Annotated in this window: 16 protein-coding genes; 9 read left to right on the top strand and 7 right to left on the bottom strand. The window is 66.7% G+C overall.

Annotated elements, in window-relative coordinates:
- The first annotated feature begins 10 nt into the window (after positions 1 to 10).
- Positions 11 to 493, top strand: a complete 483-nt coding sequence (locus HUJ28_09455; GenBank protein MBD3619686.1) for a low molecular weight phosphotyrosine protein phosphatase — start codon at positions 11 to 13, stop codon at positions 491 to 493.
- A gap of 93 nt (positions 494 to 586) precedes the next feature.
- On the opposite strand, the gene rne is transcribed toward HUJ28_09455, so the two are convergent.
- Positions 587 to 3,280: a ribonuclease E gene (rne, locus tag HUJ28_09450; GenBank protein MBD3619685.1), complete on the bottom strand. Its 2,694-nt coding sequence runs from the start codon at positions 3,278 to 3,280 to the stop codon at positions 587 to 589.
- Between the two features lie 379 nt (positions 3,281 to 3,659).
- On the opposite strand from rne, the gene HUJ28_09445 reads away from it, so the two are divergent.
- The 3 genes from HUJ28_09445 to HUJ28_09435 are packed head-to-tail and all read left to right on the top strand — an operon-like array spanning position 3,660 to position 6,275.
- A complete protein-coding gene (locus HUJ28_09445; protein ID MBD3619684.1) occupies positions 3,660 to 4,616 on the top strand; it encodes an RluA family pseudouridine synthase in 957 nt (318 codons plus the stop codon).
- Entirely contained in the window at positions 4,613 to 5,284 is a 672-nt protein-coding gene (locus tag HUJ28_09440; protein MBD3619683.1) for an HAD-IA family hydrolase, read from the top strand. The genes HUJ28_09445 and HUJ28_09440 overlap by 4 nt, the downstream gene beginning before the upstream one ends.
- 25 nt (positions 5,285 to 5,309) lie before the next feature.
- Entirely contained in the window at positions 5,310 to 6,275 is a 966-nt protein-coding gene (locus HUJ28_09435) for a S49 family peptidase (protein MBD3619682.1), read from the top strand.
- A gap of 56 nt (positions 6,276 to 6,331) precedes the next feature.
- On the opposite strand, the gene maf is transcribed toward HUJ28_09435, so the two are convergent.
- The 3 genes from maf to HUJ28_09420 are packed head-to-tail and all read right to left on the bottom strand — an operon-like array spanning position 6,332 to position 10,230.
- On the bottom strand, positions 6,332 to 6,943 hold the full coding sequence (gene maf, locus HUJ28_09430; protein MBD3619681.1) for a septum formation inhibitor Maf: 612 nt from the start codon (positions 6,941 to 6,943) through the stop codon (positions 6,332 to 6,334).
- Positions 6,940 to 8,799, bottom strand: a complete 1,860-nt coding sequence (gene oadA / locus HUJ28_09425) for a sodium-extruding oxaloacetate decarboxylase subunit alpha (protein ID MBD3619680.1) — start codon at positions 8,797 to 8,799, stop codon at positions 6,940 to 6,942. Before oadA ends, maf begins: the two co-directional genes overlap by 4 nt.
- 12 nt (positions 8,800 to 8,811) lie before the next feature.
- Entirely contained in the window at positions 8,812 to 10,230 is a 1,419-nt protein-coding gene (locus tag HUJ28_09420; GenBank protein MBD3619679.1) for an acetyl-CoA carboxylase biotin carboxylase subunit, read from the bottom strand.
- Positions 10,231 to 10,404: 174 nt separating this feature from the next.
- Between HUJ28_09420 and HUJ28_09415 the strand changes: the two genes are divergently transcribed.
- The 5 genes from HUJ28_09415 to HUJ28_09395 all read left to right on the top strand — a co-directional run bounded on the left by HUJ28_09415 (position 10,405) and on the right by HUJ28_09395 (position 13,712).
- Positions 10,405 to 10,905: a DUF177 domain-containing protein gene (locus tag HUJ28_09415; protein ID MBD3619678.1), complete on the top strand. Its 501-nt coding sequence runs from the start codon at positions 10,405 to 10,407 to the stop codon at positions 10,903 to 10,905.
- A 23-nt stretch (positions 10,906 to 10,928) separates the two neighbouring features.
- On the top strand, positions 10,929 to 11,123 hold the full coding sequence (gene rpmF / locus HUJ28_09410; protein MBD3619677.1) for a 50S ribosomal protein L32: 195 nt from the start codon (positions 10,929 to 10,931) through the stop codon (positions 11,121 to 11,123).
- A gap of 95 nt (positions 11,124 to 11,218) precedes the next feature.
- On the top strand, positions 11,219 to 12,247 hold the full coding sequence (plsX, locus tag HUJ28_09405) for a phosphate acyltransferase PlsX (GenBank protein ID MBD3619676.1): 1,029 nt from the start codon (positions 11,219 to 11,221) through the stop codon (positions 12,245 to 12,247).
- A complete protein-coding gene (locus tag HUJ28_09400; protein ID MBD3619675.1) occupies positions 12,244 to 13,212 on the top strand; it encodes a ketoacyl-ACP synthase III in 969 nt (322 codons plus the stop codon). Before plsX ends, HUJ28_09400 begins: the two co-directional genes overlap by 4 nt.
- A 26-nt stretch (positions 13,213 to 13,238) precedes the next feature.
- Positions 13,239 to 13,712 carry a CYTH domain-containing protein gene (locus HUJ28_09395; protein ID MBD3619674.1) on the top strand — a complete coding sequence of 158 codons (474 nt, stop codon included), beginning with the start codon at positions 13,239 to 13,241 and terminating at the stop codon, positions 13,710 to 13,712.
- Positions 13,713 to 13,916: 204 nt separating this feature from the next.
- Here the strand turns inward: HUJ28_09395 and dapE are convergent, their stop codons facing one another.
- The 3 genes from dapE to dapD form a co-directional block, all read right to left on the bottom strand.
- The gene (gene dapE / locus HUJ28_09390; GenBank protein MBD3619673.1) at positions 13,917 to 15,047 is read right to left on the bottom strand and encodes a succinyl-diaminopimelate desuccinylase; all 1,131 of its coding nucleotides are present in this window, start codon (positions 15,045 to 15,047) and stop codon (positions 13,917 to 13,919) included.
- A 35-nt stretch (positions 15,048 to 15,082) separates the two neighbouring features.
- Complete coding sequence (locus tag HUJ28_09385; protein MBD3619672.1) at positions 15,083 to 15,427, bottom strand: ArsC family reductase; 345 nt, start codon at positions 15,425 to 15,427, stop codon at positions 15,083 to 15,085.
- A 171-nt stretch (positions 15,428 to 15,598) separates the two neighbouring features.
- Positions 15,599 to 16,420, bottom strand: coding sequence for a 2,3,4,5-tetrahydropyridine-2,6-dicarboxylate N-succinyltransferase (gene dapD / locus HUJ28_09380; protein ID MBD3619671.1), 822 nt, complete (start codon positions 16,418 to 16,420; stop codon positions 15,599 to 15,601).
- Between the last annotated feature and the right edge of the window lie 33 nt (positions 16,421 to 16,453).

The raw sequence follows: 16,453 nt of genomic DNA, 5'->3' as shown, positions 1-16,453 counted from the left end.
GAGGTATTCCATGAGTACTCCGATACGTGTGCTGTTCGTCTGCATGGGCAACATCTGCCGCTCACCGACGGCCCAGGGTGTCTTCGAGGCGCTGGTCGAGCGGGAAGGGCTGTCGGCGCACATCGAGATCGATTCGGCGGGAACCCATGCCTATCACGTCGGCAATCCCCCGGATGAGCGCGCGCGGGAAGCGGCGGCTCGCCGCGGGGTCGAGATCGGCCACCAGCGGGCGCGACGCGTGAGCGACGAAGACTTCACTGGCTGGGATTACATCCTCGCCATGGACGAGGACAATCTCTCCATTCTGCAGGCAAGCTGCCCGACCGGGCATCGCGAGCGCATCCGCCTGTTTCTCGACTTCGCCCCGGACAGTCCGGTGCGCGAGGTGCCGGACCCCTATTACGGCGGTGCCGCCGGTTTCGAGCGCGTGCTCGACCTGGTGGAGCAGGCGGCCGAAGGCCTGCTGGCGGACATCCGTCGTCGCCTGAAATAGCCATGCGATCCCGGCCGTCGTCTGGCGACGGCCAAAACGCGAAGGGCCCGCTATCAAGGCGGGCCCTTCGCGTTTCTGCGCCGGCTACCTGGATCAAGCGCCCGGGGCGTCATTCCCCTTCTGGGGATCAACGGGCTTCGGTGCGGCTTCCGGCTTCGTCGGTGCGGCCTCCGGTTTCGGTGCGGCCTCCGGCTTCGGTGCGGCCTCCGGCTTCGGTGCAGCCTCCGGCTTCGGTGCGGCCTCCGGCTTCGGTGCAGCCTCGGGCTTCGGCGCGGCCTCGGGCTTCGGCGCGGCCTCCGGCTTCGGTGCGGCCTCCGGCTTCGGTGCGGCTTCCGGCTTCGGTGCGGCTTCCGGCTGCGGTGCGGCTTCCGGCTTCGGTGCGGCCTCCGGCTTCGGTGTGGCCTCCGATTGCGGATTCACGTCCTGTCGCGACCCGTCGTCACCGGCGGATTGGCGGTCAGCGGCGCGACCGGTCTCCTGGCGCTGTGCCCGCAGGCGGCGGCCCTGCTGGCGGTCATCGCCATGCGAACCACGCGGCTGCCTGGGCGTGCCCGCATCCGCAGCGGACTCCTTCTTCTCCGTCGTCTCGGGGCGGCCGGTCTCGGTTGCCTGCTGGGCATCGTTACCGCCGTTGTTGCCGTTGTTCTCACTGCCCTGGGCGTCCTGACCCGGGCTGCGGCGACGCCGGCGTCCGGAGCGTCGACCACGTCGGGACCGGGATTCACCGGTACTCCTGTCCTGACCGGCGTCCGAGCCTTCGGCGGAACGCGGGGAGGACTGTGCCGCCTGCTCCTGGGACCGGGTGCCGGCTTCGTCACGCGATTTCGGGGACGAGTCGGCGGACTTGTCACGAGTCTCGGACTTGCGTCCATCGGTCTGCGGCTTGCGGCGCTCCTGCTGGCTGCCGGTCTCGCTACGCCGACGGTTGCTGCTGCGCCCGCCGCGGCCGCGGCGGTTGCCGTTGGTGGCATTGCCGCGTGCGGCGCCACGTCCCTCGGACTGGGCCGAGCTGTCGCGGCGACGCGTCTTTTTCTCGCTGGTCTCGGTGCTGCGTTCCGGTGCCGGCGCGAACAGCAGGTTCCACAGGCGCACCAGCAGACCCGGGGCCTGGGGCTTCAGGGCCACGGGGGCCTGTGGGGCCGCCTCGGCCTCGGGTTCGATGGGGGCGGGTGCCGGGGCCGGCATGGACGGGGTGACGGTCTTCACCGCGGCGGCCTCGGGGGCACGCTGTGGCGCGGTGCTCTGGGGCAGCTCGGGTTCCTCGCGGGTCACGAGCTCGTAGCTGGACTTGCCCTTGAGCTCGCCCTGGACCTCGTCGGCACGCAGGCGGATGACCTCGAAGTGCGGGGTCTCCATGTGGGGGTTGGGCACCAGGGTGATCTCGACGCCGTGGCGCTGCTGGATGGCGCTGATGTCCTCGCGCTTTTCATTCAGCAGGAAGGTGGCGGCATTCACGGGCAGCTGGGCGACCACGTGACCGGTCTTTTCCTTCATCGCCTCTTCTTCGACCAGGCGCAGCACCGACAGGGCCAGGGATTCCACGCCGCGGATGGTGCCATGGCCGTTGCAGCGCGGGCAGACGATCTGGCTGGACTCGCCCAGCGACGGACGCAGGCGCTGGCGCGACATCTCCAGCAGGCCGAAGCGCGAGATGCGGCCGATCTGCACGCGGGCCCGGTCCATCTTCAGGGCGTCGCGCAGGCGGTTTTCCACCTCGCGCTGGTTCTTGCTCGGCGCCATGTCGATGAAGTCGATGACGATGAGGCCGCCCAGGTCGCGCAGGCGCAGCTGGCGGGCGATCTCCTCGGCCGCCTCCAGGTTGGTGTTGAGCGCCGTCTCCTCGATGTCGCTGCCCTTGGTGGCGCGCGCCGAGTTGATGTCGATGGCGGTGAGTGCCTCGGTGTGGTCGATGACGACGGAGCCGCCGGAGGGCAGGTGCACCTCGCGGGTGAACGCGGACTCGATCTGGCTCTCGATCTGGTAGCGGTTGAACAGCGGAACCGGGTCGGTGTAGAGCTTCAGCTTGCGCTGGTTGTGCGGCATCACCTGTGAGACGAATTCCTGCGCCTGCTGGTACACCTCCGGGTTGTCGATGATGATCTCACCGATGTCGTTGCGGAAGTAGTCGCGCAGGGCGCGGATGATGACATTGCTCTCCTGATAGATGAGCTTGGGTGCCTTGTTCTCCTCGCCCGCCTTCTGGATCGCATCCCACAGGGTGATGAGGTAGTCGAGGTCCCACTGCAATTCCTCGGTGCTGCGGCCCACGCCGGCGGTACGCACGATCACGCCCATGCCCTGCGGCAGGTTCAGTTGGGAGAGGGCCTCGCGGATCTCGGCGCGGTCTTCGCCTTCGATGCGACGGGACACGCCGCCGGCACGGGGGTTGTTCGGCATCAGCACCAGGTAGCGGCCGGCAAGGCTGACGAAGGTGGTCAGCGCGGCACCCTTGTTGCCGCGTTCTTCCTTCTCCACCTGGACCAGGATCTCCTGGCCTTCCTTCACCGCATCCTTGATGCTGGGACGCCCCTCAGCCTCCAGGGCCTCCTTGGCGAAATAGCTGCGGGAGATTTCCTTGAACGGCAGGAAGCCATGGCGCTCGGCGCCATAGTTGATGAAGGCCGCTTCGAGGGAGGGTTCAACCCGGGTGATGACACCCTTGTAGATATTGGCCTTTTTCTGTTCGCGGGCCAGGGTTTCGATATCCAGGTCGTAGAGGCGCTGGCCGTCGACCATCGCCACGCGCAGCTCTTCGGGCTGCGTCGCATTGATCAGAATTCTTTTCATTTAGTTGTACTCGAGCTGTCGGCTCGACCACCCCGGTGCGCAGACCGCAGGAACGGATTGTCGACGCGTTGGATGTGCTGCGGCGCAGGAAGAGCGCGCAAAGGCACAGCCACGGGAGCAAGACGCCCGCGGCGGACCGCGAATCGAAGGTGGGAGCGTGCGTGTTCATGAAACCGCTCATTCGCATGGAGTGCTTGGAGCGAAACCTTTTGCTTGGCTGGCCATCGTCCCGCAGGGCGGGGCGGTGACCGGGAAACCGGTGGTTACGGGGCGCGCGGCCTGCGACCCGCCAGGGGCGTTACGGAGTCGCGCGCTCGGAGCACTATATCAAGCTTCCAAAGTCCCTGCAAATGATTGATTGAACTGTTATTATTCGGCCATGACCGCAACCCCTGAACGGGCGCGGCAGGGCGTCCGCCATGTCGAGGTCGGACAGCAGGACGCCGGCCAGCGACTCGACAACTTTCTTGCCCGCCACCTCAAGGGCGTTCCCCGCAGCCGCGTGTACAAGATGCTCCGCAAGGGCGAGGTGCGGGTGAACCGCAAGCGCGCCAGGGCGGACTACCGCGTGGAGGCCGGCGACGAGGTACGTCTGCCGCCCGTGTACCAGGCGGCACCCGGCGAGCGCCCGTCGGTGCCGCCGGCGGTGCGTGAACGGATCGAGGCGGCCATTGTCTACGAGGACGACGCACTGCTGGTGGTCGACAAGCCGGCGGGGCTGGCCGTCCACGGTGGCAGCGGCCTCGCCTTCGGTCTCATCGAGGCCCTGCGGGAGGCGCGCCCCAACCAGCCCTTTCTGGAGCTCGGTCATCGCCTGGACCGCGACACCAGCGGCTGCCTGGTGATCGCCAAGACCCGCCCGGCACTCAACGCCTTTCATTGGCAGCTGCGCGAGGGGGGGGTGGAGAAACACTACCTGGCCCTGGTGACCGGGCGCTGGCAGGGCGGGACGCGCCGGGTGGACGAGGCGCTGGCCCGCACGGGGCGTCGCGGCCAGGAACGCCTGGTGGCGATCGATGAAGAGGGCAAGGATTCGGTCAGCCACTTCACGCCGGTGACCCGGCTGGCACGGTTCACCCTGATGGACGTACGCATCGATACCGGTCGCACCCACCAGATCCGCGTGCATGCCGCGCACCTGGGGCATCCGCTGGCCGGCGACGACAAGTACGGCGACTTCGAGTGCAACCGGGAACTGAAGCGGCACGGGCTCAAGCGCCTGTTCCTGCATGCAGCGCACCTGCGCTTTCGCCTGCCGGAGACCGGTGGTAACTACGACATCACGACACGGCTGCCGCCCGAGTTGCAGCAGGTGCTGGACGAGCTGGAGACATGAACAAGCCATACGATCTGCTGGTCTTCGACTGGGACGGGACGCTGATGGATTCCCAGGCGCGCATCGTGCGCTGCCTTTCGAAGTCCATCGACGACATCGGCGCCGAACCGCGTGACGAGGCGCAGCTCAGCAACATCATCGGCCTCGGTCTCGCCGAGGCCATCCGCGCGCCCTACGCCGATGCCGACGCGGCCTTCATCCAGGCCTTCAGCGAGGCCTACCGCCGCCACTTCCTGTTCGAGGACGATACGCCGAGCCAGCTCTTTCCCGGCGCGCGGGCGGTGCTGGAGGCCCTGACGGAGGCCGGCTACCTGCTGGCCGTGGCCACGGGCAAGGCCCGCCGCGGGCTCGACCGGGTGCTGGAGGCCGAGGGGCTGTCGCCGTTCTTCCACGCCACGCGCTGTGCCGACGAGACCTTCTCCAAACCCCACCCGGCCATGCTCGAGGAGATCATGGTCGACCTGGACACGCCACCGGCCCGCACGCTCATGATCGGCGACACCGAATACGACATGCTCATGGCTGCCAACGCCCGCACGCACGGCCTGGCCGTGAGCTACGGCGTGCACGCGCTGGAGCGTCTGCTGGAACATGCCAGTGCGGGGCATATCGACGATATCGCCGAACTCCCGGCCTGGCTGGGCCGCAAGGCCCGTTCCGCCGCCTGATGAATCACCCACACAAGGACATCGCATGACCGAGCAGAATCCGGAGCCGCGCAGCGGCAACGCCCCCGACAACTGGGAGCGCCAGGTGATCACCCAGCTCGCCCTGGAAGGGCTGCGCGAGCAGAAGCTGGCGCGCCGCTGGCGCATCGTCATGTTCTTCCTGGTCATCACCCTGATGACCGTGAGCCTGCTTGGCCCGTACCTGCTGAACATGGCGAGCCAGGGCCGCGTCGGCAAGCACACCGCGCTGGTGGACCTCTCGGGTGTGATCTCCGCCGATTCCGATGCCTCGGCGGATCGCATCGTCACCGGTCTGCGCGCGGCCTTCGAGGACAGGAACACCGTGGGCGTGATCCTGCGCATCAACAGCCCCGGCGGCAGCCCCGTGCAGTCCGGTTACATCAACGACGAGATCGAGCGCCTGCGCAGCGAGTACCCGGACATCCCGCTGTATGCCGTGGTGATGGACATCTGCGCCTCCGGCGGCTACTACGTGGCCGCGGCCGCCGATCGCATCTATGCCGACAAGGCGAGCGTGGTGGGCTCCATCGGCGTGCGTTTCGACGGCTTCGGCTTCGTCGATGCCATCGACCGGCTGGGTATCGAACGCCGGCTGATGACCGCCGGCGAGCACAAGGGGCTGCTGGACCCCTTCCTGCCGGAGGGCGAGACGGAGAAGGCGCATATGCAGGACCTGCTGGATGCCATCCACCAGCAGTTCATCGACACCGTGAAGCGTGGACGCGGCGATCGCCTGGCCGATGACCCGGCGATCTTCTCGGGCCTGGTCTGGACCGGCGACCAGGCGCTGGCGCTGGGGCTGGTGGACGAGCTGGGCAGTGCGGGCTACGTGGCGCGCGAGGTGATCGGCGAGTCCAATATCGTCGACTTCACGCCGCGCAAGAGCGTGTTCGACCGCTTCCTCACCAACCTCGGCGCCTCGGTGGCGAAGGGGGCGGTGGAGGCCGTCACGGAGCCGACCCTGCGCTAGGTTGGCAACAACACATCGGACAACGCAAAAGGCCCGGCAATCCCGGGCCTTTTGCGTCAGGCCGCCGGTGGGTCCGGCAGCAGGGGATTGACGCCGGCCGCGCGCAGCATCGCGAGCAGGCGGATGAGCGGCAGGCCGACCAGGGCGGAGGGGTCGTCGCCGCGCAGGTGGTCGAAGAGTGCCACGCCCAGTGCCTCGGACTTGAAGCTGCCGGCGCAGTTGTAGGGCTGTTCGAGGCGCAGGTAGTTGTCGATCTCCGCGTCCGAGAGCCGGCGGAAGCCGACTTCGAACCGGATGTCGTCGACCTCGGTCCGGGCGGTGCGCGTGTCGAGCAGGCACAGGCCGGTATGAAAGGTGACGACCCGGCCGGCGCAGGCACGCAGTTGCGCCACGGCCCTTTCGTGGGTGTGCGGCTTGCCGAGGATGGTCTCGCCGAGCACGGCGCACTGGTCGGAGCCGATGATCAGCGCCTCCCCCGTGGTCTGCGCCGCCACGGCCTCGGCCTTGAGCCGGGCCAGGCGCTGCACGTAGGCCGGGGGTGGCTCGTCCGGCAGCCGGGTCTCGTCGATGTCCGGCGCGGCGGTCTCGAAGGGCAGGTGCAGGCGTGCCAGCAGCTCGCGGCGAAACGGCGAGGTCGAGCCGAGGATCAGGCGGGGCGGGGCGCTCATTCGATCTCGATCAGGGTCTCGTCGGGATTGACGTTCTCGCCCTTGGCGACGTGGATGGCCTTGACCGTGCCGCTGACCGGCGCCTGGATCTCCGTCTCCATCTTCATGGCCTCGAGCACCAGCAGGCCGTCGCCGGCCTTGACCTCGTCGCCCTCGGCCACCAGTACATCCACCACCACGCCCGGCATGGAGGTGGTCACGTGGCCGGGCCGGGTGGCACGCGGCCGCTGGCTCTGCTGGCTGCCACCGCTACGGGCCGGGGCGGCGGCATTGTCCGACGCGGCGATGAGTTCGTCGAGGATCTCCAGGTTGATCTCCTCGGGGATGCCGTCCACGGTGACGTAATAGGGGCGCATGGCCTCGCGCCGGTGGCCGGTACCGGTCACCTTGATGTGGTAGGTCTCGCCGTGCAGGGTGGCGTTGAATTCCACCGGGGCGGCAGTCGTGGGCGCGCTCTCGCCGCCTTCGGCCTTGCGCGGTTCCAGCGGCTCGGGTACCAGGTTCCCGGCCTCGCGTTGCTCCAGGTATTCGCGTCCGATCTCCGGGAACATGGCGCAGGTGAGCACGTCCTCCTCGCTCTTTGCGAGCGCGCCGCAGGACTCCTGCAGCGCCTCCATCTCGGGTTCCAGCAGGTCCGCCGGCCGGCAGTCGATCACGTCGGCGTTGCCGATGGCCTTCTGGCGGACCACCTCGTTGATCTTGCCCGGTGCCCTGCCGTAGCGGCCCTGCAGGTAGAGCTTCACCTCGTTGGTGATGGTCTTGTAGCGCTCGCCGGTGAGTACGTTCATCACCGCCTGGGTGCCGACGATCTGCGAGGTGGGCGTCACCAGGGGCGGGTAGCCCAGGTCCTCGCGCACGCGCGGTATCTCCTCCATGACCTCGTCCAGCCGTTCCAGCGCGCCCTGGCTGCGCAGCTGGTTGATCATGTTGGAGATCATGCCGCCGGGTACCTGGTTGATGAGTACGCGGGTGTCCACGCCGGTGAACTCGCTCTCGAACTGGTGGTACTTCTTGCGCACCTCGCGGAAGTAGTGGCTGATGCGCTGCAGGCGGTTGAGGTCGAGCCCGCTGTCGTAGGGCGTGTCCCTGAGTGCCGCGACCATGCTCTCGGTCGGTGCATGGCTGGCGCCGCCGGCAAAGGCGGAGATCGCGGTGTCGATGCGCGCGCAGCCGGCCTCGATGGCCTTGTACTGGCAGATCTCGGCCTGGCCGGCGGTGGCGTGGGTATGCAGCTGCAGCGGCACGTCGATGGCGTCCACCAGGCCGCTGACCAGCTCGGTGGTGGCGGCCGGCGTGAGCAGGCCCGCCATGTCCTTGATGACGATGCTGTCGCAGCCCAGCGCCACCAGCTCGCGGGCCATGGCCACGTACTGTTCGACGTCGTGTACGGGACTCACGGTGTAGGAGAGGGCGCCCTGGGCGTGCTTGCCGGCGGCCTTCACCGCCTCGATGGAGACGCGCAGGTTGCGCACGTCGTTCATGGCGTCGAAGATGCGGAACACGTCGATGCCGTTGGCCGCGGCACGGGCGACGAAGGCGCGCACCACGTCGTCGGCGTAGTGGCGGTAACCGAGCAGGTTCTGGCCCCGCAACAGCATCTGCAGCCGGGTGTTGGGCAGGGCCTCGCGCAGCCTGCGCAGGCGTTCCCATGGGTCTTCCTTGAGGAAGCGGATGCAGGCGTCGAAGGTGGCGCCACCCCAGGCCTCCAGCGACCAGAAGCCGACCTGGTCGAGCTCCTCGCAAATGGGCAGCATGTCCTCGGTGCGCATGCGCGTGGCGATCAGGCACTGGTGTGCGTCGCGCAGGATGGTTTCGGTGATCTCGACCTTGGATGGCGACGTCTTCGCTGTCGACATGTCTGCTCCTGCTTACAGTCCGTGATGGGCCGCCAGGGCGGCGGCGATGACCGCGGCGATCTCTCGCGTCGGCCGTCTCGTGGAGTATTGGACGAGCTCGGGGTGCTGCTCCACGAAGCTCGTATCGAAGGAGGCCTTGCGGAAGTCCTCGGCGTGGAGGATGGCCAGGTGATAGGGGATGGTGGTCTTCACCCCGAACACCCCGATGTCCTTGAGCGCGCGCTCCGAGCGGCGCAGCAGGGATTCCCAGTCCAGCGCCCAGACGATGAGCTTGGCGCACATCGAGTCGTAATGCGGCGGGATGTGGTAACCGGTGTAGATGGCCCCGTCGGTGCGCACGCCGGGCCCGCCCGGCGCGAAATAGCGCGTGATGCGCCCGAAGCTCGGCAGGAAGTCGTTCTTCGGGTCTTCGGCGTTGATGCGGAACTCCATGGCAAAGCCGCGGCGCTGGATCTGCTCCTGGCTATAGGTCAGGGGTTCCCCGGCCGCCACCCGGATCTGTTCCTGCACGATGTCGATGCCGGTGATCATCTCGGTCACCGGGTGCTCGACCTGCAGGCGGGTGTTCATCTCCATGAAGTAGAAGCTGCCGTCGTGATCCATCAGGAACTCGACGGTGCCCGCGTTCTCGTAGCCCACGGCGGTCGCCGCCCGTACCGCCATCTCGCCGACGAAGGCCCGCTGATCGTCGGTCAGCTGGGGGGAGGGGGCGATCTCGAGCAGTTTCTGATGGCGGCGCTGGATGGAGCAGTCGCGCTCGAACAGGTGTACCACGTTGCCGTGGCTGTCGGCCAGGATCTGGGCCTCGATGTGGCGCGGGTTGACCACGGCCTTTTCCAGGAACACCTGGGCGTTGCCGAAGGCCTTGGTCGCCTCGGACAGCACGCGGTCGTAGTTGCGCCGCAGCTCCTCGGCCGAGTCGCAGCGCCGGATACCGCGCCCGCCGCCGCCCGTGGTGGCCTTGAGCATGACCGGATAGCCGATCTCCCCGGCCAGGGCCAGGGCCTCGTCCACGTCATGCAGGTTGCCCTCGCTGCCGGGCACCACCGGCACGCCGGCCTCGATCATGGCCTGGCGGGCGGCGACCTTGTCGCCCATGCGGCGGATCACCTCGGCCGAGGGGCCGATGAAGCGGATGCCGTGCAGGGCGCAGCGCTCGGCCAGCTGGGGGTTCTCCGAGAGGAAGCCGTAGCCCGGGTGGATGGCGTCGCAGCCGGCGGCGCGGGCCAGGTTGACCATGCGGTGCACGTTGAGATAGCCGGCCAGGGTGTCCGGGCCGATATAATAGGCCTCGTCGGCCTTTTTCACGTGCAGGCCATGCCGGTCCGCATCCGTGTACACCGCGACCGAGGTGATGCCCAGTTCGGCGCAGGCGCGGATGATGCGAACGGCGATCTCGCCCCGGTTTGCGATGAGGATTTTTCTTATCATTGTGCAGGTCCTCCCGTCGCCGGAAGCTGGCAAACGGGCTCGGTCACCCAGTATCCGGGAGCGGGGGCGACGGATCAAGCGCAAGCCCCGGTTTTCTGGGCGCTTTTTTCTTTGACACGGCGCCGAATATCCCAGTAAAATTGCCGGCTTATGTCTGAACGGATACCTGAGCGGGTGAACCCGTTCCGTCTGGCCGACACCGGCCGCCGTCTGGAAGGGCGGCTTGCCCTGTCCCGGCTCGTGCGCCTGGTCCCGGCGCTGTCATCCGATGCAGGCGAGGTGCGGGTACGGCTCGAGTTCGGCCGCGACATGCAGGGGATTGCGCTCATCCACGGGCAGCTGGAGACGGTCCTCACGCTCCAGTGTCAGCGCTGCATGCAGCCCATGCCGTATCCGGTGAGCGAGGAATTCACCGTCGCGGTGGTCGAGACCGATGCCGAGGCGGAGATGGTGCAGGCGCACTACGATCCGCTGCTGGTCGAGGACGAGTCTTTGATGCTCGCCGACCTGATCGAGGACGAGCTGCTGCTGGAGATGCCGCTGGCACCCATGCACCAGGAGTTGCAGGACTGCGTGGGTCGAGACCTTCGGGAATTCGACCCCGAGAGTGTCGGCGAGCCGGTTGAAGAAAAGGACAACCCGTTCGCCGTGTTGAAAACGCTGAAACCGAATTAAAGACCTGAAGCTGGAGTTTAGTCATGGCTGTACAACAACGACGCAAGACTCGTTCCCGCCGCGGCATGCGCCGTTCCCACGATGCGCTGAGCGCCCCGGCGCTTTCCATCGACCCGACCACGGGTGAGACGCATCTGCGCCATCACATCACTCCGGATGGCTTCTATCGCGGCCGCCAGGTGATCAAGAACGCGGTGGAGCTCGACGACGAAGAATAAGCGCCCGCGCTTTCGTCGACAGCTCCATGTGGCAAGTTGAAATATCGCGGGATTCTCATCCCGCGATTTTCTTTTTGTGGTGATCGGATCAGTTCATGCCTTCCGTATACACAGTGGCCCTGGATGCAATGGGTGGTGATTTCGGCCCCGACGTGGTCGTGCCCGCCGCCCTGAATGCCCTTGGGCACCACGACGATCTCGCGCTGATCCTCGTCGGCGACGAGACGGCACTGCGTGCCCGTCTCGATGCCGAGAAGGCGGCCCCGGCCGATCGCCTGCGCATCCATCATGCATCTCAGGTGGTGGAGATGGGCGAGCCGCCGGCCCAGGCCCTGCGCAACAAGAAGGACTCCTCGATGCGCGTGGCCATCAACCTGGTCAAGGCAGGCGAGGCGGATGCCTGCGTCAGCGCCGGCAACACCGGCGCGCTGATGGCCACGGCGCGCTACGTGCTCAAGACCCTGCCGGGTATCGACCGCCCGGCGATCGCCACCTCCATCCCGTCCATGCACGGACACACCCACATGCTCGACCTGGGTGCGAACGTCGATTGCACGGCCGAACACCTCTACCAGTTCGCCGTCATGGGCTCGGTGCTCACCAGCGCGGTAGACAGCAATCCGGCGCCGCGCATCGGCCTGCTCAACGTGGGCCAGGAGGCCATCAAGGGCAACGACGTGGTGAAGGAGGCAGGACGCCTGCTGGAGGCGAGCGAACTCAACTACATCGGCTTCGTGGAGGGGGATGATATCTACCTCAGCGATGTGGACGTGGTAGTCTGCGATGGTTTCGTCGGCAATATCTCGCTGAAGACCAGCGAAGGCGTGGCGAAGATGGTCTCGCAGCATCTGAAGTCCGGCTTCAAGAAGAACCTCTTCACCCGCATCGCCGCACTGTTCGCCCTGCCGGTGCTGAACTCGTTCCGCCAGCGCTTCGATCCGCGCCGTTATAATGGCGCCAGCCTGCTGGGGCTGCAGGGCATCGTGATCAAGAGCCATGGTGGCGCCGACGTGTTTTCGTTCGAGAATGCCATCAAGATCGCCCGCATGGAGGCGGAGAAGAACGTGCCACAGCAGATCGACAAGAAACTCGAAACCCTTTTGACGGAAAGACATACCGAGTGATGTACGCACGCATAACGGGAACGGGCAGCTTTCTGCCGGAAAAGGTGTTGACCAACCAGGATCTGGAAAAGATGGTCGACACCTCGGACGAATGGATTCAGGAGCGTACCGGTATCCGCAAGCGCCACATTGCCGTGGACGGCGAGACCACCTGCGATCTGGCCGAACAGGCCGCGCGCCGCGCCCTGGAGATGGCCGGGCGTCGCCCCGAGGACGTCGATCTCGTCATCGTCGCCACCACCACGCCCGACCGCGTCTTTCCCAGCACGGCCTGCCTGCTGCAGCAGCGCCTGGACATCCACGGCTGTGCCGCCTTCGACGTGCAGGCCGTCTGCACCGGTTTCGTCTACGCCCTGAGCGTGGCCGACAAGTTCATCCGCACCGGCGCCGCGCGCTGTGCCCTGGTGGTCGGTGCCGAGACACTCTCGCGCATCCTCGACTGGAACGACCGCACCACCTGCGTGCTGTTCGGCGACGGGGCCGGGGCCGTGGTGCTCGAGGCCAGCGAGGAGCCGGGCATACTCTCCACCCACCTGCATGCCGATGGCAGCTACGAGAGCCTGCTGACCGTGCCCTATGGCGTCAGCACCGGCTACGACAAGCTGCTACAGAGCGAGGCCTACATCCACATGAAGGGCAACGAGGTCTTCAAGATCGCCGTGAACACCCTCGGGCGGATCGTCGACGAGACGCTGGCGGCCAACGACATGGACAAGTCCGATATCGACTGGCTGATCCCGCACCAGGCGAACATCCGCATCATCGCCGCCACGGCACGCAAGCTGAAGATGTCCATGGACCATGTCGTCGTCACGGTAGGCGATCACGGCAATACCTCGGCGGCCTCCGTGCCGCTGGCGCTGGATGCCGCCGTACGCGACGGGCGCGTGAAGAAGGGCGAGACCCTGCTGATGGAGGCCTTCGGCGGCGGTTTCACCTGGGGTTCCGCGCTGCTGCGCTTCTAGCCCCGCCGTTCTCACCGGCTCCCGGCATGGCACGCGAGATCGAACGCAAGTTCCTGGTGCGGCACGATGGCTGGAAGTCCGGCGTCAGCCATCAGGTACATTACCGCCAGGGCTACCTGGCCAGCGACGGGCGTGTCTCCATCCGGGTGCGGGTCTCCGACGTGCAGGCCCATCTCAACATCAAGAGTGCCACGCTGGGCGTGGAGCGCCTCGAATACGAATACCCCATCCCGCTCGACGAGGCCCACGAACTCCTCGACCGTCTTGCCGACGGCCCGCTGATCGAAAAGACCCGCTACGAGGTTCCGCTTGGTGCGCATACCTGGGAGATCGACGTCTTCGAGGGTGACAACCAGGGGCTGGTGGTCGCCGAGATCGAACTGTCCTCGCCCGACGAGGACTTCGAACATCCCGACTGGCTGGGCGACGAGGTCTCGCACGACCCGCGTTATTACAACGTCTGCCTGGTCAGGCACCCGTATCGCGACTGGCAGGACTGAGCATTCGCCGACTGCCGGCGCCGATTGCCGGCCCCTATTGCCGGTCTGGCAATACGTGATCCCCGTTCCTGAGACACGGGATGCAGGGGGCATGCAGTCTCCCGATGCATCTCAGCCCGCCCTTCGGGATTCCTGCCTACGCAGGAATGACGATCAGGCGCAGGGTCTTTCTTTGTGCCCTCCGGGGCAAGCCACGCTGTCCGCTCAGCCCGGCAGCAACCGCTCCAGTATCCCCTCGTAGATCGCGCTCAGGGTATCCAGGTCTTCCACCCGCACGTGTTCATTGCGCTGGTGGATGGTGGCGTTCAAGGGCCCGAGCTCCAGGACCTGGGCGCCGGTGGGGGCGATGAAGCGGCCGTCGGAGGTGCCGCCGGCGGTGGAGAGCTCGGTGTCGGTGCCGGTCTGCTCGCGGATGGCGGCGACGGCGGCCTCTACCAGTTCGCCTTCGGGGGTGAGGAAGGGATGACCGGAGAGGGTCCATTCCAGGTCGTAGCGCAGGCCGTGCCTGTCCAGGATGTCGTGCACGCGCTGCTTGAGTTCGGCCTCGGTGGTCTCGGTGCTGAAGCGGAAATTGAAGAGCGCCACGGCCTCGCCCGGGATGACGTTGTTGGCGCCGGTGCCGGCATTGAGGTTGGAGACCTGGAAGGTGGTGGGCGGGAAGAATTCGTTGCCCTGGTCCCATTCCTGCGCGGCCAGCTCGGCCAGTGCCGGGGCGAGCCGGTGAATGGGGTTTTCCGCCAGATGCGGGTAGGCCACGTGGCCCTGGCGGCCGTAGACGGTGAGGGTGCCCGAGAGCGAGCCGCGCCGGCCGTTCTTGATCACATCGCCGACCTTCGTGGTGCTGGAGGGCTCGCCCACCAGGCACCAGTCGATCTTCTCGTTGCGCGCCTCCAGCACCTCGACCACCTTCACCGTGCCGTTGATCGAGGGGCCTTCCTCGTCGCTGGTGATGAGGAAGGCGATGGAGCCGGTGTGCCCGGGGTGCGCGGCGACGAAGCGTTCCACCGCGGTGGTCATGGCGGCGATGCTGCCCTTCATGTCGGCCGCGCCGCGCCCGTAGAGCATGCCGTCGCGGACCTCGGGGGCGAAGGGCGGGCTGTCCCACTTCTCCAGCGGGCCGGGCGGGACCACGTCGGTGTGGCCGGCGAAGCAGAACAGCGGCCCGCTGTCGCCCCGGCGCAGCCAGAGGTTGTCCACGTCCCCGAAGCGCAGCTTCTCGGCCCTGAAGCCGAGGCCTTCCAGGCGCTGGATCAGCACGTCCTGGCAGCCTTCGTCCTTCGGCGTGACGGAGGGGCGGCGGATGAGGTCGATGGCGAGGTCGAGGGTGGCGGTCATGGGTGGCTTGATGATTGATGAATGGGATTAGCGTATCACGCAAACAGGTCGGCGTAGGTCTGGTCCGAGAAGCCGACCACGCGGCGCTCGCCGAGGTCCAGCACCGGGCGCTTGATGAGCGCGGGGTGTTCGAGCATGAGTGCGATGGCGGCGGCCTCGTCGATGGACTCGCGCGCCCCGGCCGGCAGCTGGCGCCAGGTGGTACCGCGCCGGTTCACCAGTGTCTCCCAGCCGAGCTCGCTCACCCAGCCGAGCAGAAGGGCCTCGTCGAGCCCGTCGGCGCGAAAGTCATGAAAGCGGTAGTCGACACCGTGCGCGTCCAGCCACTTGCAGGCCTTCTTCACAGTATCGCAGTTTTTAATGCCGAATAAGACAGTCACGGGTTTCAATTCAAAAAGATGTAGGAGCGTCGCAAGGCGCGATGGCCATGGTTGGAGATGGTGCCATTCCAGTTCGCGCCTTGCGGCGCTCCTACGAAGTTACGATGCGGCTATTTCACGGTGTGGGGCGTGAGGGGGCTCTCGCCTCACCCCTCACGCCTTACGCCTCTCTCAGATATCGCGCAGCAGTTCGTTGATGCCGACCTTGCCGCGGGTCTTTTCGTCGACCTTCTTGACGATGACGGCGCAGTAGAGGCTGTACTTGCCGTCCTTGGAGGGCAGGTTGCCGGAGACGACCACCGAGCCGGCCGGGACGCGACCGTAGTGGATCTCGCCGGTCTCGCGGTCGTAGATCTTGGTGGACTGGCCGATGTACACGCCCATGGAGATGACCGAGCCTTCCTCGACGATGACGCCCTCGACGATCTCGGAGCGGGCGCCGATGAAGCAGTTGTCCTCGATGATGGTGGGCGCGGCCTGCAGGGGCTCGAGCACGCCGCCGATGCCGACACCGCCGGAGAGGTGCACGTTCTTGCCGATCTGGGCGCAGGAGCCGACGGTGGCCCAGGTGTCGACCATGGTGCCGGAGTCGACGTAGGCGCCGATGTTGACGTAGGAGGGCATGAGCACGGTGCCGGAGGCGATGTAGGAGCCCTTGCGCGCGGTGGCGGGCGGCACGACGCGGGCGCCGCCTTCACGGAATTCGCGCGAGCTCATGTCGGCGTACTTGGAGGGCACCTTGTCGTAGTAGTTGGTGAAGCCGCCCTTGATGAACTCGTTGTCCTCGATGCGGAAGTAGAGCAGCACGGCCTTCTTCAGCCACTCGTTCACCACCCAGTTGCCGCCCTTCTTCTCGGCGACGCGGGCCTTGCCGGAGTCCAGCAGTTCGATGGCCTCGAGCACGGCGTCCTTCACGTGGGTCTCGACGTTGCGCGGGGTGATCTCGGCGCGGCGCTCGAAGGCCTCTTCGATGGTGGTCTGGATATCGCTCATGAGTCTTGCTCCGTTGCTGCAGTGGATTTCAAA

This window comes from Chromatiales bacterium (assembly GCA_014762505.1).
Taxonomy (GTDB): domain Bacteria; phylum Pseudomonadota; class Gammaproteobacteria; order SpSt-1174; family SpSt-1174; genus SpSt-1174.
Note: the sequence above shows the minus strand (reverse complement) of the source record. Positions and strands in the feature narration are given on the sequence as shown.